Below are 24,643 nucleotides of genomic sequence, written 5' to 3'. Positions count from 1 at the left end.
AAAGCCTCAAGCGAGGGCTCTATGAACCAAGCTTGGCCAAAAGGGCAAATGAACAGCCTTTTTACCTACGCTTGGCAGCTTGTATGCGCAGTTTCTTATCCGTTTCAAGAGTTCCACAACAGCCACTACCATTTTCCGAATGGCTTCTTAACTCACGTCAAATGCGTTGAAAATGCTGTTTTTCAGTTCCGGTTTCCGCAGGGTTGTACGAACGCTCTCTTTGCCTATCCAAAATCAATGGATAACCAAGTTTGTGAGAATAGGCTGCGCTGGCGCGGGAATACATTTGAACTCCTAACCTTGTCCTTCCATAATGGCGCTCCCCCACCTGTTGGTCCCATTCGTATCAATCTCGCTTGCACGATGGAGGTCAATTATTGGTACCAGACCCTCAATTGTACCGAAACGCGTTTGCGAAATGCTGTACTCGCCGTCGGTGTCTTGGTAGCCGATGTGCAAGCTTACTTAGCGCGTTAATCAACAGACTTAAAGTAAGCCATCTGTAGCTGAAAAGTGGCCAACGCCTCTCCATCCGGCAGCAGAAACCGCTGACTCGGGCTATCCGGCGGAAACTGCAGCAACTCGTTCTGCACGTCGAGGCTGCGCAACAGGCGGTGCAGCAACCGGGGCTCTTCCTTCTTCAGGTTGCCATTTTTCAGGTTGATAATTGTGGTGTAAGGAAACTTGTGCGCCTCGCAGAACGGCAGCAGCCCACCCCGGGCAATCATCTTCAACCGGTTCTGGGCGTAGAGCAGCGCGTCCTGATAGGGCAGGGCCAGGCTCAGGTCGGGAAAGCTCAGGGGCGCTACTTCCGGCCCGCGTTTTTCTTCTTCCATGCTTTGAAACTTTTAATCATTTCGGCGGCCTGCTCGGCCGTGGTGGCCCGGGCCTGCTCCTCCGTACAGTCGGGCTTAAACTTAGCTTTTACCTCCCCATCGGTGACATACAGGCCCCACTCGTTGCGGCCGATGGTGTACTTGCCCACGGTGACCAGCACGTTCTTGGCCGCTTCCGCCTGGGCTCTGATGAGATAATTGACGGCCAGCGCCGGGGTAACGGCCGCAGCGGTTATGCCAACTGGTACGTTGAAATACTGCGCGCGCCACTTCAGGTAAACGCCTTTCGGCCCTTGGCCCACCACTACCGGTTTACCCTCGTGCAGACCCACCTCGCGGGGGCCTGACGCGCGGCGCTGGGTGATGAGGTCCCGGGCCTGCGCTTCGCTCAACTGCGCGGGGCTGACGCCTTCGGGAAGGTTGTAATACTTCTCGGCGTGCAGAATGTAGGGGCCGTTTTTGCCGGTGCCCAGCAGCATTTCCGTGCCCTCGAACTGGCCGATGAGGCGCTTCTGCAGCTCAGCCCGGTCCGGCGTGAGCTGGTCGGCGGCGGCCACCCAGCCCAGCAGGTTCTGGTCGAACATCGGCACGAATTGCTGGTAGGTCTGCTGGCCCCGGGCAATCTTGTCGAACACGGCCTCGCAGCCGGCGGTGAACTTGTAGTCCATCACCTTGGGGAAGTGGCGCTCCAGAAACTCCGTGACCTCGGTGCCGGTGGCCGTGGGTAGCAGCTTGTCCTTATCCGCGCCCAGCGTTTCGCTGCGCTGGCTGGTGCTCAGATGGCCACCTTGCCAGGTTAGCACCTGTGCGGTGAGCTTCTTGCCCGCGACGCTGCCGGTGCTGATGTACTTCCGGGCGAAGATGGTGCGCAGGATGGACGCGTAAGTGCTCGGCCGGCCAATGCCCTGCTTTTCCAAATCCGCGACCAGGGTGGCCTCGTTGTAGCGCTTGGCGGGTCGGGCAAAGCTCTGGCGCGCCTCCAGCTTTACCAGCGTTAGCGCCTCTCCCTCCTGCACCGGGTGTTTGAGCGTCGTTTCCGCTTCGTCATCGCGCTCCTCCCCTTCTTCCTCGGCATCCTGGTACACGACCAAGTAGCCGGGCCGGGTGAGTACGCGGGTGGAGCTGGTGTAGGTGTCGGCGGCATCGGCCGCCGGCGCGAGGGTGATGGTGGTCTGGTCGTACTGCGCGGCCAGCATCTGCGAGGCCAGGGCACGGGTGTATATCAGCCGGTAGAGCGCCTGCTCGTCGGGCGTGTCGCCGGCGTGGGCCTGCTCCCAGTGGGTGGGGCGGATAGCTTCGTGGGCTTCCTGCGCGCCGTCCTTGTTTTTGGTCTGGCGCGCCTGGAACTGGCCGGCCCCAAACTGCGCCGTAATCTGCGCCTGCGCCTGCTGGGTAGCCTCCTCGCCCAGGTTCACGCTGTCGGTGCGGATATAGGTGATGTGCCCGCCCTCGAATAGCTTCTGGGCCAGGTCCGACACCTTCTGCACGGTAAACCGGAGCTTTTTCACCCCCTCCTGCTGCAGCGTTGAAGTGGAAAACGCCGGGGCGGGCTGCCGTTCCACCGGCTTCTTCTCCACGCTCAGCACCCCAAAGTCTGCGCCGCGGCCGACCTGCGACAAATAGGCCTGCGCCTGGTCAAGCGCGGCGAAGGGCGCGGCTGTGCGGCGGGCGCGCAGCTGCTCGCCGTGGTTGGTCTGCAGCGTGGCTACCACCGGCACGGTAAACGTGTCGCTGAACTGCTGAATCTGCCGCTCCCGCTCCACCACCAGGCGCACGGCCACCGACTGCACCCGGCCGGCCGAGAGGCCGGCCGCCAGCTTGCGGTTGAGCACCGGACTGATGGTGAAGCCCACCAGCCGGTCCACGGCCCGGCGGCCCTCCTGAGCGTGCACCAGGTGCAGGTCCACCGTGGTAGGCGCGGCCAGCGCGGCCTTAATGGCCTTCTCGGTGATTTCCTGAAAGGCGATGCGCTTGGTCGTGCGCGGGTCGAGGCCCAGCACTTCGCAGAGGTGAAACGCAATGGCCTCGCCTTCCCGGTCAGGGTCGGTGGCCAGGTACACGCCCTGGGGGCCGGCGGCTTTGGCCAGGCGGCGTAGGTTGGCGACCACGGCCTTCTTGTCGTCACTGACGACGTATTTCAGGGCGTGGCCGTGCTCGCGGTCAATGCCAATATCCCCCCCGCCCACGGGCAAATCCCGAATGTGGCCCACCGAGGCGGCTACCTCGTAATCGGGCCCCGCGTAGCCCTTGATTTTTTTAATCTTGTTGGGACTTTCGACGATAATAAGCTTCATGCTGAGCAGCTAGTACGCAGCGAAACTACCAAGCCCAATTAGCCCTTCTCAGAAAAAAGGACGAGTGGTAAAAAGTCGGCGGTGAAGTGCAGAAACTGGCTACGAGTGGTAGTCCAGCTGCTGCCTAAACTAGGCGTTAGCTGACTAAAAGCTAGCTGGCGTCTGGCTGGTTCTTCTTGAAGCGCGGGCGGCCCAGCGCCGGGGCTGGCGGCTCCACGGGGTTATCCATCTGCTTCTGGGCCAGCCTGGTCATGGTGAGCAGGTCGGACTTGGCCAGTTCGGCCACTTTCACCAGCTCATCCAGCGTGAAGCTGCCGGGCTTGGCCATGCGCACGTTCAGGGTATTGTGCGAGATGCCGATGTGCCGGGCCGTGTCGCTGCGCATGCCCAGGGCGTGAATGAGTTCGGCCAGCGAATTATAGGAACTTGGTTTGAGCATAGCCGGGGCCGCAAAGAGGTCTAACACGAGCAAAGATTAGTCAATTTTTGCAACATTACGGCCTCAACCGTCCCATAGTTCGGCTATTCAAAAAAGCTGAGCCCGATGGAGCGGAGTATCTCCGCTCCATCGGGCTCAGTGATGCGGTCGAGGTAAACCAGCACGTTGCCGGCTCGCTGCCTAGGCTTACTTGCCGGCTTGCTGTACCAGCCACTCGTTTGCTGCGCCTTCTTCGATAAACAGGGCGACATGCACCGAGCGCTGCAACTGCGCGACATGCTGGATGCTGACCGTGTGGTCGTCCACGCGCACCAAGTGGGCAGGCGAAAGCAGGTATGCCAGAAAGGAGGGGCCACCAAACAAGCCCGCCAGCTGGGGCATGTAGTAGTCAATGAGCCACTGCGCGGTTTGCGGGTCTTCGTTGTTGCGCCGCCGAATGTCGAGCAGCCAAAGCCGGGAGCCGAGGCTTTGGGCCTCTACCAATAGGTACTCGTAACTCGTCCGCATTTCGGCCGGGGTGACCTCACGCAACCAGCGGACCACTATCGTGCCCGTCTCGGGGCGGTGCAAACACTCCAAATAATCCGTCAGTCGTTTCATTGGCTGTTATAACCCGGTTGCAGGTTAAGTGTTGGTCCTTTCGGAGCGGCGGGGAGCAAAATTATCCTGAGCCGATTTGGTGCTGGAGCACCCGCCATTCTTGTTTAACGTTTGGACCACAGGCCAAAGCGGCACATGTCGGAGTAACAGGCAATCATTAGTGAAGTAAGTTAAAGCAAAGCCGGAACTGAAAAACCACTTTTTATAAGCGGCTATTCCGGCCCCGAAGTGGGTAGTGGGCTATTCCACTCGCGGTAGGCGGTGGTGTAGCGGTCGGCCACGATGGCCAGGCGCTCGGGCTGGTCGTCGCGCTTTATCCAGACGTGCGAGCTGCCGCAGTGCACCTGGTAGCCGGGACCCAGTAGCTGATGGGCGGCCTCGGCAAACCCGCGCAGGTCCGCCGTATCCGGCGCGGCCTCGATAAGCTGCCGCAGCTGCTCCAGGCGCTGCGCTTCGGCGGAGTCGGCCGGTTGCTGCTCAACGGCCAGATAAGCCAGCTGCGGGGCGAAAACGGGGCTATTCAGGGGGTGCTGAGTGGTCGGGAGCATGGAAAAAAAGAACAAAAGGTAGAAAATGGCTACTGAAGGGGCGGCTCGGGGCTGGCCATTTCCCGCGCGAGTAGCAGTACCCGGGCGTTGTGGAAGGCCTGGCCGAACACCCCGCGCTGGTAGTCATGGGCCAGCTGGCCCACGTTGGCAAACTCGTAGCGCAGGCCCGAATCCCCCAAGGGCTGTAGAAACTGGTCTGCCTCTTCGGCGCTGAAGCCGCTCAGGTCGCGGCCGTCGCTAAGCAGCAGTTGCACGCCGGGGCGCTCGTGTCGGCCCCGCTCGTAGGTAGTGTAAATCAGGCCGACGGCCCGCTCCCGGGCGTAATACACAGCGTCGCCAACAACTAAATACTGGGGCTGGGGCATGGCATGAGGATTAAAGTAGCAGGAGAGAAAACTGGCCGCCCTGGTCCTCGCGGGTGGCCCGCAGCGCTTCGCGGCCGATGGGGCGCACGGCCCGCACCAAGGCGCTGAGCACGTCGAAATCGGCCTGGGTATCGATGCGCAGCCCGAGCCGGTGGGCCACTTCGGCGGTCAGGCCGTCGCTGTCGAGGCCTTTGCCCAGCTGCTGCATCAGCATTTCCACGTCGGTAATGGCGGCGATAACCCGGTGGCGGTACTGGTTCCAATCCGGGTGGATGATGGTGGGGGCTTCGCTGGCTCGCATCCGGTAGGGGCTACAGGTGGGTATCGTAGCCCGTGACCGAGGTGAAGAGGGCGGGCAAATCCTCTCCGTACACCATTTCAAACGTCTGCTGGTTGGTGATAACCGGCTCCCAGTCGACCAGCTTCTGGTGGTAAAACTCCACCGTGTAGGTGTCAGTCGGCATGAGCGTAATTTTCAGCCGGTTCACCTGGGCCTGATTGTCGCGCAGGTCCATCCGCAGCCAGGGGTTGGGGTTGCTGGCCGTCCGTCCGGCGGCCATGAGCTTGTCGGCCCCGGTCATCACGAGGAATCGACGGCCCCCTAGTTGCGATAAAATGGTATAAGCTTCTTCGACAACTTCCGGTTTGGCACTCATAAAAGGCTTTTTTAGTGCGTTGCTGATAGATATTAAACGCGAAATTCGACATTAATGTTTCAATTTTATTTAAATTAAATTGTCAACTATTGATTAATTAGGCAGGGTGTGAGAAGATGGCACTGAATAGCTTTTCCCTCTCGTTTTTTAGGAAATCCAGCCCGTTACTGGCCACCAGCCGGTTGCTTACGCTTTCAGTTCGCCCGGCCACGTCGCTTTGAACTGCAGGTTTATGCTACCCCGAACAGAGCTTTGGTGGCCTGGGACTTGTCATTGCCCTGGGAACAGCCCGGCTGACGCCCCGCGAGTATGTTCATGCAGCTCAGGCTCGTCTTGCCGTTTCGTTATGGGCCTAGTAAAGTGGGCCACTTGTTACTCAAGGAAAGTAGGCGGGGAGTAAAGGCCGGAATATCTTCGTTTCTGGCGTTTAAACCGCACTTTTGGCTTATCAAACCTTTCCCTTAGCATAGTAAAAGCTGGGTTTAAAGCTGAGTATCTGCTTGCAATCGGCTTATAAAACCTTTCTTTTAGCTTACTTAAAGGTTAGTGAAAACCTATTTGTGGGCTTATAAAACCTTTCCTTTCGCTGATGAATCTTGCCCAGTGCCCCGGGCGCGTTGGAATTGACGGCCGTGGGCAAGCCATTAATGGGTTAGTAACAGACTTATAAAACCTTTCCTTTCGGCATTGTCAGCCCCTGCTCTCAGGCAGTTGATATCTTTACAATCAGGTTTAAAGCTGCTTCAGAAGGGCTGTTCAAAGGGTAAGGGCCGCCCCTGTTTATTTATATTATATCCAATATAAATAAAGTGCAATCCCTGTTTTTTAATGGGTGGGTATCCGATTTTGTTGTCTTCTGTTTTGGGTATCGCTCGACCCCACGTCAGACCTTCTAAAAGCCTTTTTTTGTTCTCATCACAAGCTTGTGAGATTTGTTAGTTATTTGTCTTATTTGTAGGGTTTGTAACGCATTGATTTTCATGGTCTAGGAAGGCACTTAGGAAAGGTTTTATAAGTCAAAGGAAAGGTTTTATAAGTCCAAAGGGAAGGGATTATAAGCGAAGGGAAAGGTTTTATAAGTCTAGTGGAAAGGTTTTATAAGTCAAAAGAAAGAACCTTAAGGGAAAACTTTCTTTTGCGCTTTCCTTTTGATAATCCGCGGTTATCTTTGCTTGCATCACTGCTTCTCTACCCCTATGCAAGGTCTTGATACTGCGGCTGCTATAGCCAATTCCACCGGGCTCGAAATCCGGCAGCACAACGCCATCACGACGGCGCGCTACGAGATGACGGCGTGCGAGATGGACATCGTGTTCTATCTCCTCTCGCTGCTGAAGAAGGAAGACCGTATCGGCACCTTCTACCGGGTGAAAGTGCTGGACCTGCAGCACCTCACCGGTCGGCAGTGGAACTACCAGCAGTTTCTGGAAGCCACCTCGGCGCTGCGGACCCGGGAGTATGTGATTGAAGACAACAAGCGCATTCTGCAGGTGGGCCTGTTGGCCTCGGCCGAGTACATGAAGGGTGAGGGCGTAATTGAGTTGGAAATATCCGAGAAGATTCGCCCCTATCTCATCGACTTAAAGCGAAACTTCACATCCTTCCGCTTGCAGGCGGCCTTCAGTCTAAGCAGTAAATACGCTAAGCGCATCTACCAGATTGCCTCGCAGTGGAAGGACAAGTCCGAAACCCGCACTTTCAGCCTGCACGACTTGAAGGTGATGCTGGCCCTGAAAGACCCCAAGGGGATTGAGCCGGAGCAGTACACCAAGGTGTCCATGTTTCAGAAGTACGTGCTCGACGTGGCGGTGCACCAAATCAATCAGAACACGGACCTGCACATCGGCTATGAGCTCATCAAGAAGGGCCGCTCCTTTGAGAGCATCCGCTTTCAAATCAAGCAGCAGGAGCCTCACCAACTGCCTCTCCCCTTTGAGCAGCCCCTGGATGATTCCCGGCTGCAGATGGCGCGGCAGCGGCTGGCGGAGCTCGATATTCGTGATACCCGCTTGGTTGAGCAGATTCTCAGCGAAGCCCGCATGGTGGACGAGCTTTTCTCGTTCTGCTACAAGCTTAAAACCGGCAAAATGAAAGCTTCTACCAATCCCGGCGGGTTATTTCTGACGGTGGTGGGACTGCGGAAAGCGCAGGCGGCGGCCGCTAAAAAGTAACCTCAACGGTATAAGATTTAGTATAACAAGGTGGATACTTGCAAAGTATCCCATCTGGTGATTTCAGTAGTAGAAAAAGGTACAAACTGTTAATGATTTTTATACCTTTTTATGCTGAAAGACAGTTGCTTTAAGGGCGGGCTACTGTTGTGTTAAATTTCAATTGACCTGGGTTGACAAACCAATGCCGGGCGCTGCCTCTACCCGCACCGGCTCGGAGGACTGGCCAGCTTCTCGCGTCACTGCACCCTAGCCTTAAAGGCGGCCACAATGCCTGCCACAGCGGGCCATAGATTTTGAATGATGGGGCCGTCAACGCGCAATAAAATGCAGACGTGGCAGCGCCGCTTCGCCCCCGGCTGCCCGCCTCTGATTTAGGGGCCTAGCTGCCAGCCAGCACCGCGGCATTGCCCTCGCCGTGAACCTTTCCGCCGGCCGGCATCTTGATAGCCATTGGACCCGGCCGCAGCGCCCAGCGCCGCGGCCGGGTCCTCCCCCACTTTGCAACCAACCCAAGTAGCAGCGTTCCCGCATGAGACAGCTTAAAATCAGTAAACAGATTACCAACCGCGAAAGCCAGTCGCTGGACAAGTACCTCCAGGAGATTGGTAAAGTGAGCCTGGTGTCGATAGACGAGGAAGTGGAGCTGGCCCAGCGCATTCGCGAGGGGGACCAGATGGCCCTCGAAAAGCTGACCAAAGCCAACCTGCGCTTCGTCGTCTCGGTGTCCAAGCAGTACCAAAACCAAGGTTTAACCTTGGGCGACCTCATCAACGAGGGCAACCTGGGGCTAATTAAAGCCGCCAAGCGCTTCGATGAAACGAAGGGCTTCAAGTTCATCTCCTACGCCGTGTGGTGGATTCGCCAGAGCATCCTGCAGGCCCTGGCCGAGCAGAGCCGCATCGTGCGCCTGCCCCTGAACCGGGTGGGCTCGCTCAACAAAATTAGCCGCTCGTTCTCCGAGCTGGAGCAGAAATTCGAGCGCGAGCCCTCGGCTGACGAGATTGCCGAGTTGCTGGAGCTGAGCACCTCCGAGGTGACGGACACGCTCAAAATCGGAGGCCGCCACGTCTCGATGGATGCGCCCTTCGTGCAGGGCGAGGAAAACCGCCTGCTCGACGTGATGGTGAATGTGGACGCCGAAAGCCCCGATTCGGGCTTGCTCGACGACTCCCTGCGCCGGGAGGTGCAGCGGGCCCTCTCGACTCTGACCATGCGCGAGGCCGACGTGGTAACGCTCCACTTCGGGCTGAACGGCCACGCGGCGCGGACGCTGGAGGAAATCGCCGAGCAATTTAGCCTGACCCGCGAACGGGTGCGGCAGATTAAGGAAAAGGCCATTCGCCGCCTCAAGCACACCACGCGCTCCAAAGCGTTGAAGCCGTACCTGGGCTAGCGGTTCCGGGTTTGCGGGTGCGGTCAACCTAATGGCCGACTAGTCGCGCTGTTCGTCGGCCGGGTGCTCCGGGTATTCGGTGCTATCCTGATTGTCGGCCAAGTCGTCGTCCTCCGGGGGCGAGTACTCAGGAATCCAGTCGCCATACTCGGCCGGCGCGGCAGGGCTGGGCGTGTAGGGCTCCAACTCCCGGCCGAAGAAATGCCCCAGAGTTACGCCGTGCTTCGCCAGATGCTCGGGCATCTTCTCCGGCTGGCAAAGCACCCCTAAGTAGCCCTCGGCGTGAAAGTAGGCTTTCACCTCGGCCGGGCCGATGCTGTTCAGGTGGATATGAATGCGGGCACCGATGGCCTTGGTTAAAAGTTTGGTACAAAGGTTAAACGGGCGGGGCCGCAGGAGACTCCCAGTCGAAGGCAAAAAGGGCCTCCAAATCGAAGGGGAGTGAATCTTTTAGGGCGTCGTCCGAGAAATCGAACTCGCCGTTCAGATTGATGTGCTGCCAGCTCGCCCGTGAGCTGGCAGCACATCAATCTGCCACGGACTAGCGCTCGGCCGCCGGGGCATGAAGCAGCTACTGGTTGGGACAAAGGCAATTCCAACAGACGATTACGTTCTGCACCAGCCGTTTGCAAGGGCCTGCTTGCGTGGGTGGTCGCATGCCCGCCGTCGCCCGCTCATGGATACTCTCGCGGCCATACCCAGCCAGCGCGGCGAAGAGGCCCAAGACCGACCGCCCGGCCGGGGTGGCCGTATCGATGCCTAGGTCCAGAGCGACGAAGCGGACCTGCCGGGCGTGCAGAGCGGCCACCACCTACATGATGTGGGTGCTGTTGCGGCCCAGCCGGTTCAGGCGGGCTAAAGTCACCGTGTCCCCGGCACGCAACGTGGCCAGCCGCTCGGTGAGCACCGCGCGCTGTGAGCGTGCCGCTGATTTTTTCCCAAATCAGGCGGTCTACGCCCGCGACCTTTAGTTGTCCATATCAAAATGTCACATCTGCGTACTTTGCCGCCATGTCCGATTTCCGTCTGCGCGTATTTGCTGCCGTGGCCCGGCACCTGAGCTTCACCAAGGCCGGGCAGGAGCTGTTCGTGAGCCAGCCGGCCGTCACCAAGCACATCCGGGAGCTGGAAGCACAGTACGGCCAGCGCCTGCTGGAGAGGCGCGGCAACCGCGTGACCCTCACCGAGGCCGGCCGCCTGCTGCACGCCCACGCCGATGCCGCCGCCGCCGCCCAGCAGCAGCTGGAAGACCAGCTGCTGGGCCTGCGCGACCCCGACGAGGCCGCCGGCCGCCTGCGCCTGGGGGCCAGCACCACCCTGAGCCAGTACGTGCTGCCGGGCCTGCTGCCCGCCTTCCAGGCCCGCTACCCGCAGGTGCAGCTCTCGTTTCTGAACGCCAACTCCGAGCGCATTGCTGAGGCCCTGCTGCGCGGCGAGCTGGACCTGGGCTTCGTGGAGGGCCGCACCAAGAGCCACGACCTGCACTACGAGCTGCTGCTGCCCGACGAGCTGGTGGCCGTGCGCCGCGCCACACCCGGCGGCCCGCCCGCCGCCCCGCTGCCCCTGGCCGAAGCCCTGGCCCACCCGCTGGTGCTGCGCGAGCGGGGCTCGGGCACGCTGGAAATCCTCGAATTTGCCCTGCGGGCGCAGCACATCAAGCTCAGCGCCCTGCCCGTGGCCATTTACCTGGACAATACGGAGGCCATCAAGCGCTACCTCGAAGCCGCGCCCACCGCCCTGGGCTTCGTGTCGCGCCGGGCCCTGGACCGCGAGCTGGCGGCCGGGCTGCTCGAAATCGTGCCCATTGCCGGGCTGCACCTGGCCCGGCAGTTTGAGGCGGTATCGGTGCAGGGGCAGCCACTGGCCCGGCCGGCGCAGCGGTTCCTGAGCTTCGTGCAGGGGCAGCTGAAGGGGGGCAAATAAAAAATGGTGATGCCGGATAACCATTCGGTATCCGCTGAAAGCACCACTTTATGAGCAGCTTACGTACCATTGCAGCGTAGTGCGGACCGGGTGGTTCGCCCATCTTCACCCTACTTGCTTATCCTCATGGAAAACACTCCGCAGCCCGCCCCAACCGATGCGCAACCCGCCGCCGAACCGGCCGCCCACGATGGCACCCCGCACTACGGCGACTTCGGCCACCCCGCCGACCCCACCGCGCCCCGCCACTACCAAGCCCCGACCAACGACGGCACGAACGACAACCCCGACGAGTTCAGCGAATTTCGCGGCAAGCACGCCGCCGCCACCGAGCACTACTGCATGCCCGAAGCCATTGCCGACCCCCACCAGCAGCGCGGGCACGTGGAGCAGAATCAGGCCGTCGCGGCCGTGCAGGCCAGCGCGGACGGCACGCCCGGCGAGCAGAAGGCTGCCTACGCCCTCGACGACCCCCGCATGGCCGGCGGCGACGTGTTCGACCTGAAAGACGAGCAAACCGGCTTCTAAGCCCTCAGGCCAGTAGTTCATCCGTCCAGCGGCCGGCTCGTGGTGTACGAGCCGGCCGCTGGCGTTTCCAGCCCCCGCGGCGGCCGGCCTGGCCACGCAAAACGGACGCGCCACCCTGGCTCGGCCCGGGCAGTCAATAACCTTTGGTTATGCAGGATAATATTATTGGATAATCCAACCGGTGGGCAACGCCGTATATTTGCCTCAGAAACAAACCCCTCCCGCTCATGGCCCTCCCAGTTCAGCCCACGCCGCTTCAAGCTTCCACCCCGCTGCCCGCCCCTGCCCCGGCCGGGGAAACCGCCGCCCCCGAATTCAACGAAACCAGCGGCTTCTTCCGGCACCTGCACACGCCCCGGGTGGCCTTCGGGCAGGACTTCACCTTGAAGCAGGTGGTGTTCGTGCTGTTCTTCGTGTTCTGCCTCACGCCCTGGGCCTCGCCGCCCATTGCCCTGGCGCTGGGCCTGCTGCTGGCCCAAACCATCGGCAACCCCTTCACCACGCAAACCAAGCAGGCCACGGCCAAGCTGCTCCAGTTTTCGGTTATCGGGCTGGGCTTTGGGATGAATGCCCACGCGGCGGTGCAGGCCGGCAAGGAAGGCATCCTGTTTACGGTAGTGTCCATCTTCGGCACGCTGCTGCTGGGCTTGGTCGTGGGCCGGTGGCTGGGTCTGGGCAAGCACGTGGTGCACTTGATTTCGTGCGGCACCGCCATTTGCGGGGGCTCGGCCATTGCGGCCATCGGGCCGGTGCTGCGGGCCAAGGACGAGGAAATGTCGGTGGCGCTGGGCACGGTGTTCGTGCTCAATGCCGTGGCCCTGTTCGCCTTCCCGCCCATCGGCCACGCCCTGGCCATGACGCAGAACCAGTTCGGCCTGTGGTGCGCCATTGCCATCCACGACACCAGTTCGGTGGTGGGCGCGGCGGCGGCCTACGGCAACCAGGCCCTGGAAGTGGCCACCACCGTGAAGCTGGCCCGCGCCCTCTGGATTATCCCGGTGGCCATCGGCACGGCCATGATTTTCAAGCAAAAGGGCGTGAAAATCACCATTCCCTACTTCATCTTCGGCTTCATCGCCGCGATGCTGGTCAACACCTTCGTGCCAGCGGCCAAGCCCCTGGGCCCGGTGATGGTGAACCTAGCCAAAATCGGCCTCACGGTCACGCTGTTTTTTATCGGGGCGGGTTTGTCAGCGCGGGTGGTGCGCTCGGTGGGCATGAAGCCCTACGTGCTGGGCATCCTGCTCTGGGTGGTGATTTCGACCGGCTCGCTCTACGTGATTCTACACACGGTATAGATGCTTGGTCGGGGCAGAGCGACCGAATGGTAGCGCTTGCTTTGCCCGATTTAACTAATTGACTGTCTGCATTCCGCAAAACAAGTTGTTTTGCGCGCTGGCTGGCCTTTGCCGCCTGTTTCACCTCTCTCCTTGGCCTCATGGAAACCACTCCCGACCCCTCGCCTCGGCTGCAGCCGGAAGACAAGCAGGCCTTCATCAAAATCGCCGGCCTGCTGACCTGGGTGATTGCCCTGATGGTGCTGGTAGTAGCCGTGACGGCCTACATCGTCGTCTTCAACCCTAAAACGCCCGACCTGCTGGCCGATGCCCCGGCCACGACGGCCGCCGCTGCGAGTGGGCCTGCGGCGGGCTTGCCTGACGTTGCCGGGGGGGCTGTGGGGAGCAAAACCAACTTCTTCCAGCCCGCCCGCTTCGTGCTCGACAGCGTGAAGCCCGACCCGGAGGGCCAGCTCATCCGCTACGGCCACGAGCTGATTGCCCACACCGCCCACTACCTCGGCCCGCAAGTGGCCAACCCGGCCCTGCGGCTGGCCGGCAGCAACCTGGCCTGCCAGAACTGCCACCTGCAGGCCGGCCAGAAGGCGTTTTCGGCCCCCTACGTGGGCATCTGGGGCATTTACCCCACCTACAAAGGGCGCGAGGATGCCATCAGCACCCTGGAGGACCGCATCAATGGGTGCATGACGCGCAGCCTCAACGGCCGGCCCCTGCCGGTGGACGGCAAGGAGATGAAGGCCATCATCACCTACATGAAATGGCTGGGCCGCCAGGTGCCAGTGGGGGAGAAGGTGAAGGGCCAGGGTTTTGTTAAGTTCACCATGCCCAACCGCGAGGCGAATCTCGGGCAGGGCAAAATCGTCTTCGCCCAGCAGTGCACCAGCTGCCACGGAGCCAATGGCCAGGGCCGCCTCAACGGCACGCTGGCCGCCGATGGCTACCAGTACCCGCCGCTGTGGGGGCCCGACAGCTACAACGACGGGGCCGGCATGCACCGCCTGCAAACGGCGGCCCGCTTTATCAAGGCCAACATGCCTTTCGGCGCCACGGCCGAGCACAGCATCCTCACCGATGACGCCGCCTACGACGTGGCGGCCTACATCAACTCGCTGCCCCGCCCGCGCATGGCCCACCTGGAAAAGGACTACCCCAACCTGAAAAAGAAGCCCGCCGACTGCCCTTACCCGCCTTACGCCGACCGGTTTACGCAGCACCAGCACCAGTTTGGTCCCTACGCGGCGATGGAAGCGGGCAAAAAGGGCGGCGAGTAGCCCCGCACCGATTTCCAGTTTCACCCCTTTCGTTTTCACCGCGCTGCTTCGGTGGTGCCCTTTCCCCAGTTGCCATGAAACACCTGCTGCTGACCGCCGCGCTGCTCGCCGGCCTCACCCTCTCGGCCCGCGCCCAGACGCCCGCCACCCGCAACGCCACCGCCATGCATGACCGCGAAGCTTTTCAAAAAGGTGCCTTCCAAGGGGCCACGGCCGACCAGGCCCAGTACCATGTCATCTACCAGCTCGACAGCGACGACCCCAAGCTCATCCAGCAGACGCTGCGTAACATCGGCAACGCGCTGGAGGACAGCCGGCTTAAAGGCAAGCTCACCGTGGAGCTGATTGCCTTCGGCGGGGGCACCACGCTCTACCGCAAGGACCAGCCCTACGAGGCCCAGCTCACGGCCCTCAAGCAGAAAGGCGTGATTCTGGCCCAGTGCCTGAACACGCTGAAGGAAAGGAAAATGAGCAAGGACGAGCTGCTGCCGCTGATTTCCTACGTGCCCAGCGGCAACGGCGAGCTTATTATCCGGCAGGCCCAGGGCTGGTCGCTGGTGCATCCGTAGCGCCGGGCTCTCCGCTGCTTTCGTGCTTTTCTCCGCTTTCCTTACCCAACCCCATGAAACCCCTTCCGCACCTGCTGCTGGCGCTGGCACTGGCCGCCCCGGCCGCCCTTTTCGCCCAGACCATGCCTATCCAAAAGCCCACGCCGCCCGAGCCGGCCCACCGCTTTGACCCGCCCTGGAACGCGCCGTTTCAGGCTGGAGTGCCCTTCACGGTGCCGGGCATCGACAACGCGCCCGACCTCTACGGCGACGTGGTGGACCCGCAGTTGGTGGTGTTTTTCGGGGGCAACCAGTTCATGGTGCTCGATGATTTGCTGAAGGAGTTCCGCAAGGCCCACCCCGAGTACGTGCGCATTTTCGTGGAAACGCTGCCGCCCGGCATCCTGGCTAAGCAGATTACGCAGGGCAGCCTGGTAGTAGGCAACCTGCGCATCGAGCTGAAGCCCGACGTGTACGCGGCCGGCAAAAACCGCATGGATATGACGCCGGAGTGGTTTGCCCGCACCACCAGCTACGCCCAGAACCGGCTGGCCATCCTCGTGCGCCAGGGCAACCCCAAGAAGGTGACCAGCCTGCGCGATTTGGGCCGGCCCGAGGTGCGCGTGAGCATGCCTAACCCCGAATGGGAAGGCATCGGCAAGCGCATCGAGGAATCGTACGAGAAGGCCGGGGGCGCGGCCTTGAAAACGGCCGTGATGACGACCAAAGTGAAAGCCGGCAGCACTTACCTGACCCAGATTCACCACCGCCAGTCGCCCCTGAGGGTGCTCTACGACCAGTCCGACGCGGCCCCGGTGTGGTACACGGAGGCCTTTTATCAGAAAATGCTGGGCCACCCGGTGGAAAGCGTGGCCATCCCGGCCAAGGAAAACATCATGGCCAACTACGTGGCCGGGGTGATGAAAGCCGCGCCCCACGCCAAGGCCGCCGAAGACTTTGTGGCCTTCCTTAACAGCCCAGACGGGCAGGCCGTGTACCAGAAATACGGCTTTTTGCCGCCCGTTAAGTAACGCGCTAATACCCATGAAAACATCCCCGCTTACCCGGCTCCGCCGCTTCGCTCTATTGCTCATGTCTCCTGCTCTGCTCGCGGCCGCGCCGGCCGCCGCCCAAACCCTGCACGTGTACGGCCCCGGCGGCCCGGCCACGGCCATGAAGGAATGCGCCGCCGCCTTCACCAAACAAACCGGCCTGGACGTGGCCGTCACGGCCGGCCCCGAGCCCAAGTGGCTGGCCCAGGCGCAGCAGGACGCCGACCTGGTGTACGGCGGGGCCGAGTACATGCTCACCCAAACGGAGCTGGCCCACCCCGGCTTTATCGACGAAGCCAGCCGTACCAGCCTGTATGCCCGCGAGTCGGCGGTGCTGGTACGCCCGGGCAATCCGCTGCACATCAAGCGGCTCGAAGACCTGGCCCGGCCCGGCGTGCGCCTGCTCGACGTGAACGGGGCCGGCCAGATGGGCATGACCGAGGACATGGCCCGCACCCCGGCCCTCATCAGCAACCTGCAGCACAACACCAAAACGTCGGTCAAAACCAGCGCCGAGGCCGTGGCCCTCTGGCAGCAAAAGCCCCAGGACTACGACGCCTGGATAACCTATGCCTCCTGGCAGCCGCGCCTGCCCGGCTCGGCCCTCGTGCGCCTGCCCCGCGACCAGCGCGTGAGTCGGGGCACGCCCATTGCCCTCACCCAGCGCACCACGCAGGCCGCCGCGGCCCGGCAGTTCGTGGCCTTTCTGCAGTCGGCCGACGGGCACGCCATTTTCCGCCGCAACGGCTGGGAATAGGCCGGGCGTTGGCGGCCGGAAAGCAAACACGAAGAACGTCCTGCTTCGGCTGCGCTCAGCAGGACGGGCAAATGGCTCTTGGTTTTCACTATTCCACCTTGCTTTCCCGCATTCGCATGGCTATTCCTTCGCTTCCGATGCCGGTGCCTAGCACCCCGTTGCCCGCCGCCCCCCCGGCCGACCACGAAACGCCGCACTGGCTGTTTCGCTACGTATTCAGCCAGGACCCCAAGACCATTGCCAAACAGTACCTGCTTACGGGCATGGCCTGGGCTCTGGTGGCGGGCACGCTTTCCACGCTGTTTCGCTTGCAGCTGGGCTAACAAAGCAAGTTTGAAAATACGGGCCGCCGTACCTGCGGCAACCGCTTCTCCATCATCCAAACCCCATGACCCGTCTCGCTCAACTCCCCGGCCTGCTCGCCCTGACCGGCCTGCTGCTCACCGCCATCAACCCACCGGGTCACGGCCAGGAAGGCGGCAAAATGCTCAAAAAAGAAGGCAAAACCGACGACAAGTTGCTGCGCGAAAACCGCCGCATGATGCGCGACGGCCGCGTGAACCACGGCCAAAGCCTGAGCAAAGAGCCCAAGCTCGTTCGGGAGGAAGACCGGCTGGACCATCGCCAGGCCCCCGCCCCGCGCAAAACCCGGCGGGCGGGCGGTTCGCCGCGCTAGCCGATGGCCCAGTCTTCGTCCCACGCACCGCCCCTGGCCTACACTGAAGTAGCGGGCCAGAGCCTGCGCCGCATCGAGTCGCTCAGCGACGGCGTGTTTTCCATCGCCATGACCCTGCTCGTGCTCAACCTGCGGGTGCCGGCCGCCGCCCTCGTGCGCACCGAGGCCGACGTGGGGCCGGCCCTGCGGGCGCTGCTGCCCAGCATCGGGGGCTACGTGCTGGGGTTTCTCTCGCTGGGCATTTTCTGGGTGTGCCAGAGCACGCAGTTCACCTACCTGGCGCGCAGCGACCGCCGGCTGGCCTGGTGGCACATTGCCTTTCTGCTGGTGGTGGGGCTGCTGCCCTTTTCCACGGCGTTTCTCACCACCCATTTTCCCCTGCGCGGGGCCGTGCTGGTGTACTGGGCCAACCTGCTGCTGCTGGGCGGGGCGTTGCTGGGCAGCTACCGCTACGCCCAGCGCCACGGACTGCTGCGGCCCGAGCACGCGGCCGTGGGCCGGGCCCTGGTGCGCCGCCTGGGCCTGATGCAGGTGCAGTACGCGGCAGCGGCGGGCCTGTGCTTGCTCAGCGTGCCGGCCGGGGCGGGGCTGCTGCTGCTGGTGCAGCTTAACTACGCGCTGGGCCTGGTGGCCGACCGCTGGCTGGGCGACTGAAGAACCCATCGGGGCCAAATGGTGCCGCGTGGGTGGCCGTATACTCCCCCATTGCCTGTCCTATTTCCATTCTGCTCCCTCCCATGAAAAAACACCCCCGCCTGTACCTGGGCCTGCTGGCCGGCGTGGTCGCCATCACCGCTAATACGCTGGTGCTGAAAGCGGCCCCGCTGATGGCCGTCAACGCCGAAAGCGGTGGCCTGCTCAAGCTTGTGCTGCTGCATACCACGCCGGTGTTGCCGGCCGGGCTGCTGCCCGTGGTCAAAGCCGAGGGCTTCAAGCTGCTGTTTCATTACCTCACGGGGCTGGGCATGGTGGGGCTGTACGTGCTGGTGTTCGAACCCCGGCTGCCGGGCAATGGCTGGGTAAAAGGCGGCCTGTTTTCGCTGCTGCCCTGGGTCCTCAACGGCTTCGTGGTGCTGCCGCTGCTGGGGCAGGGCTTGGCGGGCGGGCACGTGCTGACGGCCGGCGGCATGGCGTACTTTTTTGTTGCCAACGCGGTGTTTGGGCTGGTGCTGGGCGGGCTGTATGCGTACCTGCGCCAGCAGCAGGAGGCGGCAGGGGTCTAGCAGCGCTTGTTTCCGTAAGCGTTTGCTAGTTAAATTTCCGCTCTTCTCGGCGCGCATTTCCGTCCTGCCCCACTATTTAAGTCTGGTCATGAAAATCACCAAGTACATCCATTCCTGCCTGCTGTTTGAGCTGGATGGCCAACAAATTCTCTTCGACCCCGGCAAGTTTTCCTTCAACGAAGGCCTGGTGCAGCCGGAGGTTTTTAAGGACGTCTCGGTCGTCCTCATTACCCACGACCACCCCGACCACCTTGATGTGGTGGCGCTAAAGAAAATCGTGGCCCTGCGCCAGGCCGTCATCATTTCCAATCGTGAAGTGGCGGCCGAATTGAAAAAGCACGGCCTGGCCGTGCAAATCCACGAGGAAGGCCCCCTGGAGTTGGGCGCGTTTCAGCTGCACGCCCTGCCGGTGCAGCACGAGGCCATTCTCGACAGCCCCTTGCCACAGATGACAGCCTGGCTGGTGAATGGCAAGGTGCTGAACCCGGCCGACTCTTTTGCCCATAATCTGCTCCCCTTCGCGGGCGTGGAGCTGCTCATTCTGCCCATCACCGCGCCTTTTCTCACGGAGCTCGTGGTGGCCGATTTCGCCCTGAAAATGCGACCGCAGCAGATTCTGCCAGTGCACGACGGCTACATCAAGCCCTTCTTCGTGCAGCAGCGATACGCGAACTACGGGCCGTACTTTGAGAAGCACGGCATCACGTTTCACCGGCTGGCCGAACCGGGCGCGGCCATTACCCTCACGTAGCCCACCCCATGCCCCTTACCCCCACCAACCCCCTCGCCCTGTCGGACCGGCTGGCCCTGCAACGCACGCGGCTGGCCAATGAGCGGACCTTGCTCACCTACGTGCGCACCAGCCTGGCACTGGTGGGCTTCGGGTTGGCGCTCCTTCAATTTCACCCCGAGCGGGGCGGCCGGTTGGGGTACTCCGCGCTGGCCGTGGCGGGATTGGTGCTGGCGGTAGGGCTGCTGCGCTTTCGGGCGCACCGCCGGGAGCTGGCGGCCTGCCAGCTCCCGGCTGGCGGCGGTAGTTGAGCAACAAACACCCCCGGTGCTACCCGAGGCAAAAGCGTTTGCACCCATAAAAAAGGCCCCTGATGCGTCATGCACCAAGGGCCTTTTTGGTCAGCAGCCGGCTTACGGCTGCGTGAGCGTGACCGCGCCGGCCGGATTCTTGTCGCCGAGCACCACCACGGCAAAGCGCCCCGCCAGCCGCAGCCGAATCTGGTAGTAGGCGTTGACTTCGACCGCGCCCTCAGCATCGGTTTTGAAAGAAATGACGGGCTCCGGGGCTACCAGCGTGGTTTTATTGTCCGACAGGTACAGCGTGTAGGTGGTGTTGGCGGCCAGCTGCTTGAGGGCCAGCACCATTTCGTCGAGGTCTTCGGTGGGGCGGATGGTGGCCCCGCCGCCCACGCCGGGCATTGGCTGCGTACCCAGGGGCACCAGCCGAATATTCACTGGCGTCACCGGCGTGAAGGCTTCGAGGTTGCCCGTGCCGGGGCTGCCGCCCCCGGCTTTCACCACGTAGAGCAGGGCCTGCGGGGCCTGGCCGCTGCCGGTTTCGGTGAGTTTGGTATTCGTTTTGGTGTCGATGCTGACCAGCGCGTCGCCGTTTTCCAGGCCCACGTAGAGCTTGCTGCCGTCGCCGTTGGGCCACAGGCCGTGCGGGTTAGCTCCTACCGGGATAGTGGCCAGCAGCTGGCGCTGCCGGCTGTACACCTTCACGGCGTTTTCGCCGCCCACGGTCACGTAGGCGAAGTCGCCGGCGCTGGCCCCGCTGAAGCGGGTGCCGCCGCCGGGGCCGGCCATGTTTACGTGGTTGGTGCCGGGGCCGGTATCAATCACGCCTTCCACGGCGTAGGTCTGGGCATTTAGCACGGTGACTTTGCCCACGTCCTTGTGCGTGAGCCAGACCTGCTGGCCATCGGCGGTCACCACTAGGTTGGGCGAGAACTTGCTCACCACCGGCACGCGGGCCGTCACCTCGCGGGTTTTCACGTCAATCACGTCGAGCATCGCCGTTTGAGAGTGGTCCACGAACGCCACCTTGCCATCGGGCCGGAACACGACCATGCTGGGCTCGTGCTCGGTGGCGATGTTTTTCACCACCTGCAGCTTCTCCACGTCAATCACCGTCACGTAGTCCTTGCCGCGCACCGCCACCCAGAACTGCTTGCCGTCGGGCGTGAAAAAGCCCTCGTGGGGGTTGCGGTCCACGTATACCTTGCCTTTCACGGTGTTGGTGGCCAGGTCAATGAAGATAACGGCGTTGGTGAGCGTGGCAATCACGCCCAGCGTCTTGCCGTCGGGCGACACGCCAAGCCCGTGCACGTTGGACTCCATGTCGTAGAGCGGGCTCAAAAACTCGGGCCGGCCCTTGCCCAGGCGAATCACGCCCAGCAGCCGGTTGGTGCTCGGGTCGTGCACCGACACCGTGTTCGACGACTGGTCGGCCAGGTACACCCGGTCGGCGGCGCTGGCCGCGATGGGGCCGGGGTCGGGCGGCACCACCATGTCGGGCAGGGTTTCCTCGCTGTTTTTTTTCGAGCAGGCCCCCAGTAGCAGGGTGGCTGCGAGGACCAAAGTGGAGAAGTTAGTAATGCGCATGGAAAAATAAAATGGAGTGGAAGGGATGCTAAAAAACGAAGGCTGGCTCGTCGTGAAACGGGCCAGCCTTCGGGCCGTTGCGGAGCTACGTCCTAAAATTCAGGGCCTTAGCGCGGGGCCGGGGTCAGCAGCTGGCCGTTGGCCACGGGGCTGATTTGCACTACCTGCGTGGCGCTGCCGGTTTTGCCCGCCGCGTCGGTCACGGCGGCTTTGATGGTGACGCTGGTTTTGCCGCCCAGCTGCAGGGTACCGCCCACGCTCCAGCCGAAGGTGGTGCGCACGAAGCCGCTCGGGTCCAGCTCGCTGCCAGCCGTGTTGAACACCGGGGCCAGGTTGCCGCCGGCCGGAATCACGTTGCCGTTGGGCTGGAGCAGGGGCACGTCGAAGGTGACTTTCAGGCCCGGCACGTAGCGGTTCACGCCGGCGTTGGATTGCGTCTTGTCTTCAATCGTGCCGCGGTCAGCGGCGGGCTTGCCAAAGGTGCCGTCCCCGTTTTCGGCCACGTTGATGCCGTTGCGCGACTTATCGAGCGCCGACACCTGGATGAAAAACAGCGCGCCGCTGGTGGGCGGGGCCGGCAGCACGCCGGCCGTCTGGATGCCGGGGCTGATGCTGGAGGGGGTGCGCGGGGCAATCATGGTCACCGTGGGGCCGTCGGGGTTGTCCACCGTGCCGTAAGTGATGGGTTTGGGGGCGGGCGTCAGGGCCTCACCGCTGAGGGCCCCGTTGGGTCCGGGGCCTACCTTCAGCAAGCGGGTGGCCGTGACCTTGCGGCCGGCGCGGTCCGTTACGGAAGTAGTCAGCGTGCAGCTGGTAGTACCGGCCGCCACCGACTCCAGCACGTGCCAGCTCACCCAGGTGGTCACGCCGGGGCCGGGCGTGTCGTCGGTGCCCGCAATGTTGAAGAGCGAGGCCAGGTTGGTTCCCTTGGGGATGGTGCCGCCGTCGGGCTTAATCAGGTCCACGTCGAGGCTGGCCGTGAAGCCGGGCAGGTTCACGTTGGGCTGGCCTAGGGCGGCGGTGTTGCGGATGTTGAGGCTTTCCTTGGTGGGGATGGTGACGGTGTCCTTGGTCACGATTTCCAGGTTGATGGCGAAGCCCGTGCCGTTGTAGTCGGCCGTGGTGGCGTTGCCCAGCCGCCCGCCGGGCATGATGGTCGCGCCCTCCACCGGCGAGACGATGTTGAGCACCGGCGGCGCGCTGGTGTCGGCGATGGCCTCGTTGTCTTTCTTGCAGCCGCCGAGCAGCAGCGCACACGCCGCCACCGGCAGCAGAAACCGTTTGAGCGACTGCGCCCGCGAGCTGATGCCAGTGTGTTGATTGAAAATGGATTGCATGTTGTAGGGTTGTGGTTACAAGTGAATTCAGTTTAGATTAGCTCGGCATTGCAGCAGGAATGGTTGTCCCGGCGGCCATTAATGGCCTTTGGGTGGCCGTCCAAAGGCGGACTATTCGGCCACCAAAACGGGTTCGCTGTCAGCGGCTTTGGGCGCCACGATTACCCGCGAAAACGTTTTGCCGGATGTATTCAAATCCCCGCCCGCGATGCGCTGCACCGGCCCTAGCGCCTGGCCCATGGCCCCGCCTTTGGCGTCGGTGCGCACGGTGGTCAGGGCGTAGTCACGGGGGTAGGGTGCCTTGGTGCCGCTGGTCAGGAAGATGTCGTAGTCGGTGTTGGGCGTCAGGCCGCGCAGGGCGAAAGTGGCCAAATCCACCAGCCCTTCCGAGCGCAGGGTCATGGTGCCGGTGGCGGGGCCGGGCGTGGGTGGCTTCAAGGTGCGGACGATGGCGGGCTGGTCCACCAGCTGCCGGCCCAGGCCGGTGGCGCCGGCCGCGCCGGCCGGCACGGCGTTGGGCACGTACATCAGGGCCATCGGGGCCTGCCCGACTTTTATTTTGGCCAGCACTTTATTGCTCGCGGTGCTGATGGCCACGGCCGAGTCGCCGTTTTCCAGACCCACGTACACCCGGCTGCCATCGCCCGAGGGCCAGATGCCGTGCGGCAGCGCCCCCACCGGAATGGTGGCCAGCTGCTTAAAACCCGGGGCGCGGCTGTACACCTTCACCACGTCCTCGCCGCCCACCGTCACGTAGGCCAGCTTGCCGGCGGCCACGTCCACCGTGGCCACGTGGTTGGAGATGGGGCCGGTCGTCAGCACGCCGCTGATGGTGAGCGTCTTGGTATCCAGCACCGACACCTTGCCCACGTCCTTGTGCGTGAACCAGATTTGCTGGCCGTCCCGGGTAGGGAAGATATTGGGCGAGAAGGGGCTCACCACGGGGACTTTTTTGATGACTTTGTAGGTGGCCACGTCCACCACCGCCAGCTCGGGCGAAAAGCTGGAGCACACGAAGGCGCGCTGGCCGTCGGGGCTGAAGGCAATCTGGCCGGGGCCGTTGGGCACGGGCACGCGGCGGGTTTCGCGCAGCGTGGCCACGTCGATGACGGAGAGGTAGTCCTCGCCGCGCACCGTTATCCAGGCCTCCTTGCCGTCGGGCCGGAACGTCGCCTCGTGCGGGGCGCGGCCCACGTACACGCTGCCCCGGATGGCATTGGTAGCCGTTTCGATGAACGTGACGTTATTGGAGCCCACCGACACCACGGCCAGCAATTTGTGGTCGGGCGAAGCGCCCAGGCCGTGCACCAGCGCCTGCCCTTTGTAGAGCGCCGAGAGCAAATCGGGCTGCGGCTTGCCCAGCACAATCTGGCCCAGCAGCTTGTTGTCGACGGGGTCGATGACCGAAACGGTGTTGGAAATCTGGTCGGCGGTGTACACCCGGTCGCGGTGGCTCACGGCCTGGGCCGCGGCGGCGCTGGTAATAAGCAGCAGGCCGGGGAGAAGGGAAAATTTCATTTGGGATTGGGGAAAAGAACGTCATGCTAAGCATGTGGCGCATCAAGCCAGGAGCGCAGCCGTAGTCGAAGCATGACGGTTCTGATGGATTGGGCGCTATTTGCCAGAACTCTGGCTCGCCACCGGATGCTGCTTCAGCCAGGCGGCCATCTGCTGAATCTCGACCTGCTGCTCGGCGATGATGCTTTGGGCGAGGCGGCGCAGGGCCGGGTCTTTGCCGTAGAGCAGCTGCAGGCGGGCCATGTCCACGGCACCCTGGTGGTGGGGCAGCATCATGGCCGCGAAGCTGGCGTCGATGTCGTTGGGGTTGGCGCCGGTCATGCGGCGCATGCCCTCGTCCATCACCACCATCACCGAATCCATGCCGTGCTGGAAGGCGGCGACCGGGGTGCCCGGGGCGGCCATGCCGTGGTTCATGTGCATGCCGGCCATGCCCGGCATCGGGGGGGCGCTGGCCGGGTGGTGTTGGGCGCGGGCCGCAACGGCTCCGCCGAAGGTGAGCGCCAGCAAAAAGAGGAGGGATTTGGTCATGTCGTGCACCGGGGCCGCCCCGTTAGCGGGGGGCTGGTGCGCTAACGGGCAACTCCAGAA

The 24,643-nt window shown here is 62.5% G+C and carries 29 protein-coding genes and 1 pseudogene; 16 read left to right on the top strand and 14 right to left on the bottom strand.

The window, feature by feature from the left end; all coding sequences use genetic code 11:
• Positions 1-21 precede the first annotated feature (21 nt).
• On the top strand, positions 22-477 hold the full coding sequence (locus ACYVM5_RS00270) for a DUF3606 domain-containing protein (RefSeq protein WP_460616182.1): 456 nt from the start codon (positions 22-24) through the stop codon (positions 475-477).
• Here the strand turns inward: ACYVM5_RS00270 and ACYVM5_RS00265 are convergent.
• From ACYVM5_RS00265 to ACYVM5_RS00230, 8 genes are all read right to left on the bottom strand, one after another.
• A complete protein-coding gene (locus ACYVM5_RS00265; RefSeq protein WP_460616181.1) occupies positions 474-836 on the bottom strand; it encodes a hypothetical protein in 363 nt (120 codons plus the stop codon). The two genes, ACYVM5_RS00270 and ACYVM5_RS00265, sit on opposite strands and share 4 nt — an antisense overlap.
• Positions 806-3,130, bottom strand: coding sequence for a type I DNA topoisomerase (gene topA / locus ACYVM5_RS00260; protein ID WP_460616180.1), 2,325 nt, complete (start codon positions 3,128-3,130; stop codon positions 806-808). Before topA ends, ACYVM5_RS00265 begins: the two co-directional genes overlap by 31 nt.
• 151 nt (positions 3,131-3,281) lie before the next feature.
• Positions 3,282-3,596: a hypothetical protein gene (locus ACYVM5_RS00255; RefSeq protein ID WP_460616179.1), complete on the bottom strand. Its 315-nt coding sequence runs from the start codon at positions 3,594-3,596 to the stop codon at positions 3,282-3,284.
• A 159-nt stretch (positions 3,597-3,755) separates the two neighbouring features.
• Positions 3,756-4,169: a hypothetical protein gene (locus tag ACYVM5_RS00250; RefSeq protein ID WP_460616178.1), complete on the bottom strand. Its 414-nt coding sequence runs from the start codon at positions 4,167-4,169 to the stop codon at positions 3,756-3,758.
• A 212-nt stretch (positions 4,170-4,381) separates the two neighbouring features.
• Positions 4,382-4,717 carry a hypothetical protein gene (locus ACYVM5_RS00245; RefSeq protein ID WP_460616177.1) on the bottom strand — a complete coding sequence of 112 codons (336 nt, stop codon included), beginning with the start codon at positions 4,715-4,717 and terminating at the stop codon, positions 4,382-4,384.
• Positions 4,718-4,746: 29 nt separating this feature from the next.
• The gene (locus tag ACYVM5_RS00240) at positions 4,747-5,082 is read right to left on the bottom strand and encodes a hypothetical protein (RefSeq protein ID WP_460616176.1); all 336 of its coding nucleotides are present in this window, start codon (positions 5,080-5,082) and stop codon (positions 4,747-4,749) included.
• Between the two features lie 10 nt (positions 5,083-5,092).
• Positions 5,093-5,383 carry a hypothetical protein gene (locus ACYVM5_RS00235; protein WP_460616175.1) on the bottom strand — a complete coding sequence of 97 codons (291 nt, stop codon included), beginning with the start codon at positions 5,381-5,383 and terminating at the stop codon, positions 5,093-5,095.
• Between the two features lie 10 nt (positions 5,384-5,393).
• A complete protein-coding gene (locus ACYVM5_RS00230) occupies positions 5,394-5,738 on the bottom strand; it encodes a hypothetical protein (protein ID WP_460616174.1) in 345 nt (114 codons plus the stop codon).
• A gap of 1,196 nt (positions 5,739-6,934) precedes the next feature.
• On the opposite strand from ACYVM5_RS00230, the gene ACYVM5_RS00225 reads away from it, so the two are divergent.
• Both ACYVM5_RS00225 and ACYVM5_RS00220 read left to right on the top strand, forming a co-directional pair.
• A complete protein-coding gene (locus ACYVM5_RS00225) occupies positions 6,935-7,909 on the top strand; it encodes a replication initiation protein (protein WP_460616173.1) in 975 nt (324 codons plus the stop codon).
• A gap of 532 nt (positions 7,910-8,441) precedes the next feature.
• The gene (locus tag ACYVM5_RS00220; RefSeq protein ID WP_460616172.1) at positions 8,442-9,305 is read left to right on the top strand and encodes a sigma-70 family RNA polymerase sigma factor; all 864 of its coding nucleotides are present in this window, start codon (positions 8,442-8,444) and stop codon (positions 9,303-9,305) included.
• A gap of 39 nt (positions 9,306-9,344) precedes the next feature.
• Here the strand turns inward: ACYVM5_RS00220 and ACYVM5_RS00215 are convergent, their stop codons facing one another.
• Positions 9,345-9,548 (bottom strand): hypothetical protein, encoded by a 204-nt coding sequence (locus ACYVM5_RS00215; protein WP_460616171.1) that lies wholly within the window; start codon positions 9,546-9,548, stop codon positions 9,345-9,347.
• Positions 9,549-9,876: 328 nt separating this feature from the next.
• Positions 9,877-10,212 (bottom strand): annotated as a pseudogene (locus ACYVM5_RS00210) (recombinase family protein).
• A gap of 104 nt (positions 10,213-10,316) precedes the next feature.
• On the opposite strand from ACYVM5_RS00210, the gene ACYVM5_RS00205 reads away from it, so the two are divergent.
• The 13 genes from ACYVM5_RS00205 to ACYVM5_RS00145 all read left to right on the top strand — a co-directional run bounded on the left by ACYVM5_RS00205 (position 10,317) and on the right by ACYVM5_RS00145 (position 19,622).
• Complete coding sequence (locus tag ACYVM5_RS00205) at positions 10,317-11,228, top strand: LysR substrate-binding domain-containing protein (protein WP_460616170.1); 912 nt, start codon at positions 10,317-10,319, stop codon at positions 11,226-11,228.
• A gap of 126 nt (positions 11,229-11,354) precedes the next feature.
• A complete protein-coding gene (locus ACYVM5_RS00200) occupies positions 11,355-11,756 on the top strand; it encodes a hypothetical protein (RefSeq protein WP_227787521.1) in 402 nt (133 codons plus the stop codon).
• Between the two features lie 227 nt (positions 11,757-11,983).
• On the top strand, positions 11,984-13,054 hold the full coding sequence (locus ACYVM5_RS00195; RefSeq protein ID WP_241937871.1) for a YeiH family protein: 1,071 nt from the start codon (positions 11,984-11,986) through the stop codon (positions 13,052-13,054).
• Between the two features lie 140 nt (positions 13,055-13,194).
• Complete coding sequence (locus ACYVM5_RS00190) at positions 13,195-14,325, top strand: c-type cytochrome (protein WP_019949222.1); 1,131 nt, start codon at positions 13,195-13,197, stop codon at positions 14,323-14,325.
• Between the two features lie 74 nt (positions 14,326-14,399).
• Complete coding sequence (locus ACYVM5_RS00185; protein ID WP_019949221.1) at positions 14,400-14,894, top strand: DsrE family protein; 495 nt, start codon at positions 14,400-14,402, stop codon at positions 14,892-14,894.
• A 53-nt stretch (positions 14,895-14,947) separates the two neighbouring features.
• The gene (locus ACYVM5_RS00180; protein ID WP_019949220.1) at positions 14,948-15,904 is read left to right on the top strand and encodes a molybdate ABC transporter substrate-binding protein; all 957 of its coding nucleotides are present in this window, start codon (positions 14,948-14,950) and stop codon (positions 15,902-15,904) included.
• A 61-nt stretch (positions 15,905-15,965) separates the two neighbouring features.
• A complete protein-coding gene (locus ACYVM5_RS00175; RefSeq protein ID WP_227610421.1) occupies positions 15,966-16,682 on the top strand; it encodes a substrate-binding domain-containing protein in 717 nt (238 codons plus the stop codon).
• A gap of 116 nt (positions 16,683-16,798) precedes the next feature.
• The gene (locus ACYVM5_RS00170; RefSeq protein ID WP_073112413.1) at positions 16,799-17,005 is read left to right on the top strand and encodes a hypothetical protein; all 207 of its coding nucleotides are present in this window, start codon (positions 16,799-16,801) and stop codon (positions 17,003-17,005) included.
• Positions 17,006-17,070: 65 nt separating this feature from the next.
• Positions 17,071-17,358: a hypothetical protein gene (locus tag ACYVM5_RS00165; RefSeq protein WP_019949217.1), complete on the top strand. Its 288-nt coding sequence runs from the start codon at positions 17,071-17,073 to the stop codon at positions 17,356-17,358.
• Positions 17,359-17,361: 3 nt separating this feature from the next.
• Positions 17,362-18,012 carry a TMEM175 family protein gene (locus ACYVM5_RS00160; protein ID WP_019949216.1) on the top strand — a complete coding sequence of 217 codons (651 nt, stop codon included), beginning with the start codon at positions 17,362-17,364 and terminating at the stop codon, positions 18,010-18,012.
• Between the two features lie 83 nt (positions 18,013-18,095).
• Positions 18,096-18,581 (top strand): hypothetical protein, encoded by a 486-nt coding sequence (locus tag ACYVM5_RS00155; protein WP_019949215.1) that lies wholly within the window; start codon positions 18,096-18,098, stop codon positions 18,579-18,581.
• Between the two features lie 88 nt (positions 18,582-18,669).
• A complete protein-coding gene (locus ACYVM5_RS00150) occupies positions 18,670-19,332 on the top strand; it encodes an MBL fold metallo-hydrolase (RefSeq protein WP_019949214.1) in 663 nt (220 codons plus the stop codon).
• 8 nt (positions 19,333-19,340) lie between these two features.
• Complete coding sequence (locus ACYVM5_RS00145) at positions 19,341-19,622, top strand: YidH family protein (RefSeq protein ID WP_073112405.1); 282 nt, start codon at positions 19,341-19,343, stop codon at positions 19,620-19,622.
• A gap of 102 nt (positions 19,623-19,724) precedes the next feature.
• Here the strand turns inward: ACYVM5_RS00145 and ACYVM5_RS00140 are convergent, their stop codons facing one another.
• The 4 genes from ACYVM5_RS00140 to ACYVM5_RS00125 all read right to left on the bottom strand — a co-directional run bounded on the left by ACYVM5_RS00140 (position 19,725) and on the right by ACYVM5_RS00125 (position 24,583).
• A complete protein-coding gene (locus tag ACYVM5_RS00140; protein ID WP_460616169.1) occupies positions 19,725-21,197 on the bottom strand; it encodes a beta-propeller fold lactonase family protein in 1,473 nt (490 codons plus the stop codon).
• 107 nt (positions 21,198-21,304) lie between these two features.
• Positions 21,305-22,534: a hypothetical protein gene (locus ACYVM5_RS00135; protein ID WP_073112403.1), complete on the bottom strand. Its 1,230-nt coding sequence runs from the start codon at positions 22,532-22,534 to the stop codon at positions 21,305-21,307.
• A gap of 111 nt (positions 22,535-22,645) precedes the next feature.
• Positions 22,646-24,052, bottom strand: coding sequence for a YncE family protein (locus ACYVM5_RS00130; RefSeq protein WP_019949210.1), 1,407 nt, complete (start codon positions 24,050-24,052; stop codon positions 22,646-22,648).
• Between the two features lie 96 nt (positions 24,053-24,148).
• Positions 24,149-24,583 (bottom strand): DUF305 domain-containing protein, encoded by a 435-nt coding sequence (locus ACYVM5_RS00125; RefSeq protein WP_019949209.1) that lies wholly within the window; start codon positions 24,581-24,583, stop codon positions 24,149-24,151.
• Between the last annotated feature and the right edge of the window lie 60 nt (positions 24,584-24,643).

The sequence above is a fragment of the Hymenobacter ruber genome, from assembly GCF_054783255.1.
The sequence above is the reverse complement of the archived record's forward strand: the minus strand, read 5'-3'. Positions and strand labels throughout refer to the sequence as shown.

Excerpts from the sequence above, each read along its gene's own strand:
- ACYVM5_RS00270 (WP_460616182.1), top strand. The coding sequence starts at position 22 with ATGAACCAAGCTTGGCCAAAAGGGCAAATGAACAGCCTTTTTACCTAC.
- ACYVM5_RS00265 (WP_460616181.1), bottom strand. The coding sequence starts at position 836 with ATGGAAGAAGAAAAACGCGGGCCGGAAGTAGCGCCCCTGAGCTTTCCC.
- topA (WP_460616180.1), bottom strand. The coding sequence starts at position 3,130 with ATGAAGCTTATTATCGTCGAAAGTCCCAACAAGATTAAAAAAATCAAG.
- ACYVM5_RS00250 (WP_460616178.1), bottom strand. The coding sequence starts at position 4,169 with ATGAAACGACTGACGGATTATTTGGAGTGTTTGCACCGCCCCGAGACG.
- ACYVM5_RS00245 (WP_460616177.1), bottom strand. The coding sequence starts at position 4,717 with ATGCTCCCGACCACTCAGCACCCCCTGAATAGCCCCGTTTTCGCCCCG.
- ACYVM5_RS00240 (WP_460616176.1), bottom strand. The coding sequence starts at position 5,082 with ATGCCCCAGCCCCAGTATTTAGTTGTTGGCGACGCTGTGTATTACGCC.
- ACYVM5_RS00235 (WP_460616175.1), bottom strand. The coding sequence starts at position 5,383 with ATGCGAGCCAGCGAAGCCCCCACCATCATCCACCCGGATTGGAACCAG.
- ACYVM5_RS00230 (WP_460616174.1), bottom strand. The coding sequence starts at position 5,738 with ATGAGTGCCAAACCGGAAGTTGTCGAAGAAGCTTATACCATTTTATCG.
- ACYVM5_RS00225 (WP_460616173.1), top strand. The coding sequence starts at position 6,935 with ATGCAAGGTCTTGATACTGCGGCTGCTATAGCCAATTCCACCGGGCTC.
- ACYVM5_RS00220 (WP_460616172.1), top strand. The coding sequence starts at position 8,442 with ATGAGACAGCTTAAAATCAGTAAACAGATTACCAACCGCGAAAGCCAG.
- ACYVM5_RS00215 (WP_460616171.1), bottom strand. The coding sequence starts at position 9,548 with ATGCCCGAGCATCTGGCGAAGCACGGCGTAACTCTGGGGCATTTCTTC.
- ACYVM5_RS00205 (WP_460616170.1), top strand. The coding sequence starts at position 10,317 with ATGTCCGATTTCCGTCTGCGCGTATTTGCTGCCGTGGCCCGGCACCTG.
- ACYVM5_RS00200 (WP_227787521.1), top strand. The coding sequence starts at position 11,355 with ATGGAAAACACTCCGCAGCCCGCCCCAACCGATGCGCAACCCGCCGCC.
- ACYVM5_RS00195 (WP_241937871.1), top strand. The coding sequence starts at position 11,984 with ATGGCCCTCCCAGTTCAGCCCACGCCGCTTCAAGCTTCCACCCCGCTG.
- ACYVM5_RS00190 (WP_019949222.1), top strand. The coding sequence starts at position 13,195 with ATGGAAACCACTCCCGACCCCTCGCCTCGGCTGCAGCCGGAAGACAAG.
- ACYVM5_RS00185 (WP_019949221.1), top strand. The coding sequence starts at position 14,400 with ATGAAACACCTGCTGCTGACCGCCGCGCTGCTCGCCGGCCTCACCCTC.
- ACYVM5_RS00180 (WP_019949220.1), top strand. The coding sequence starts at position 14,948 with ATGAAACCCCTTCCGCACCTGCTGCTGGCGCTGGCACTGGCCGCCCCG.
- ACYVM5_RS00175 (WP_227610421.1), top strand. The coding sequence starts at position 15,966 with ATGTCTCCTGCTCTGCTCGCGGCCGCGCCGGCCGCCGCCCAAACCCTG.
- ACYVM5_RS00170 (WP_073112413.1), top strand. The coding sequence starts at position 16,799 with ATGGCTATTCCTTCGCTTCCGATGCCGGTGCCTAGCACCCCGTTGCCC.
- ACYVM5_RS00165 (WP_019949217.1), top strand. The coding sequence starts at position 17,071 with ATGACCCGTCTCGCTCAACTCCCCGGCCTGCTCGCCCTGACCGGCCTG.
- ACYVM5_RS00160 (WP_019949216.1), top strand. The coding sequence starts at position 17,362 with ATGGCCCAGTCTTCGTCCCACGCACCGCCCCTGGCCTACACTGAAGTA.
- ACYVM5_RS00155 (WP_019949215.1), top strand. The coding sequence starts at position 18,096 with ATGAAAAAACACCCCCGCCTGTACCTGGGCCTGCTGGCCGGCGTGGTC.
- ACYVM5_RS00150 (WP_019949214.1), top strand. The coding sequence starts at position 18,670 with ATGAAAATCACCAAGTACATCCATTCCTGCCTGCTGTTTGAGCTGGAT.
- ACYVM5_RS00145 (WP_073112405.1), top strand. The coding sequence starts at position 19,341 with ATGCCCCTTACCCCCACCAACCCCCTCGCCCTGTCGGACCGGCTGGCC.
- ACYVM5_RS00140 (WP_460616169.1), bottom strand. The coding sequence starts at position 21,197 with ATGCGCATTACTAACTTCTCCACTTTGGTCCTCGCAGCCACCCTGCTA.
- ACYVM5_RS00135 (WP_073112403.1), bottom strand. The coding sequence starts at position 22,534 with ATGCAATCCATTTTCAATCAACACACTGGCATCAGCTCGCGGGCGCAG.
- ACYVM5_RS00130 (WP_019949210.1), bottom strand. The coding sequence starts at position 24,052 with ATGAAATTTTCCCTTCTCCCCGGCCTGCTGCTTATTACCAGCGCCGCC.
- ACYVM5_RS00125 (WP_019949209.1), bottom strand. The coding sequence starts at position 24,583 with ATGACCAAATCCCTCCTCTTTTTGCTGGCGCTCACCTTCGGCGGAGCC.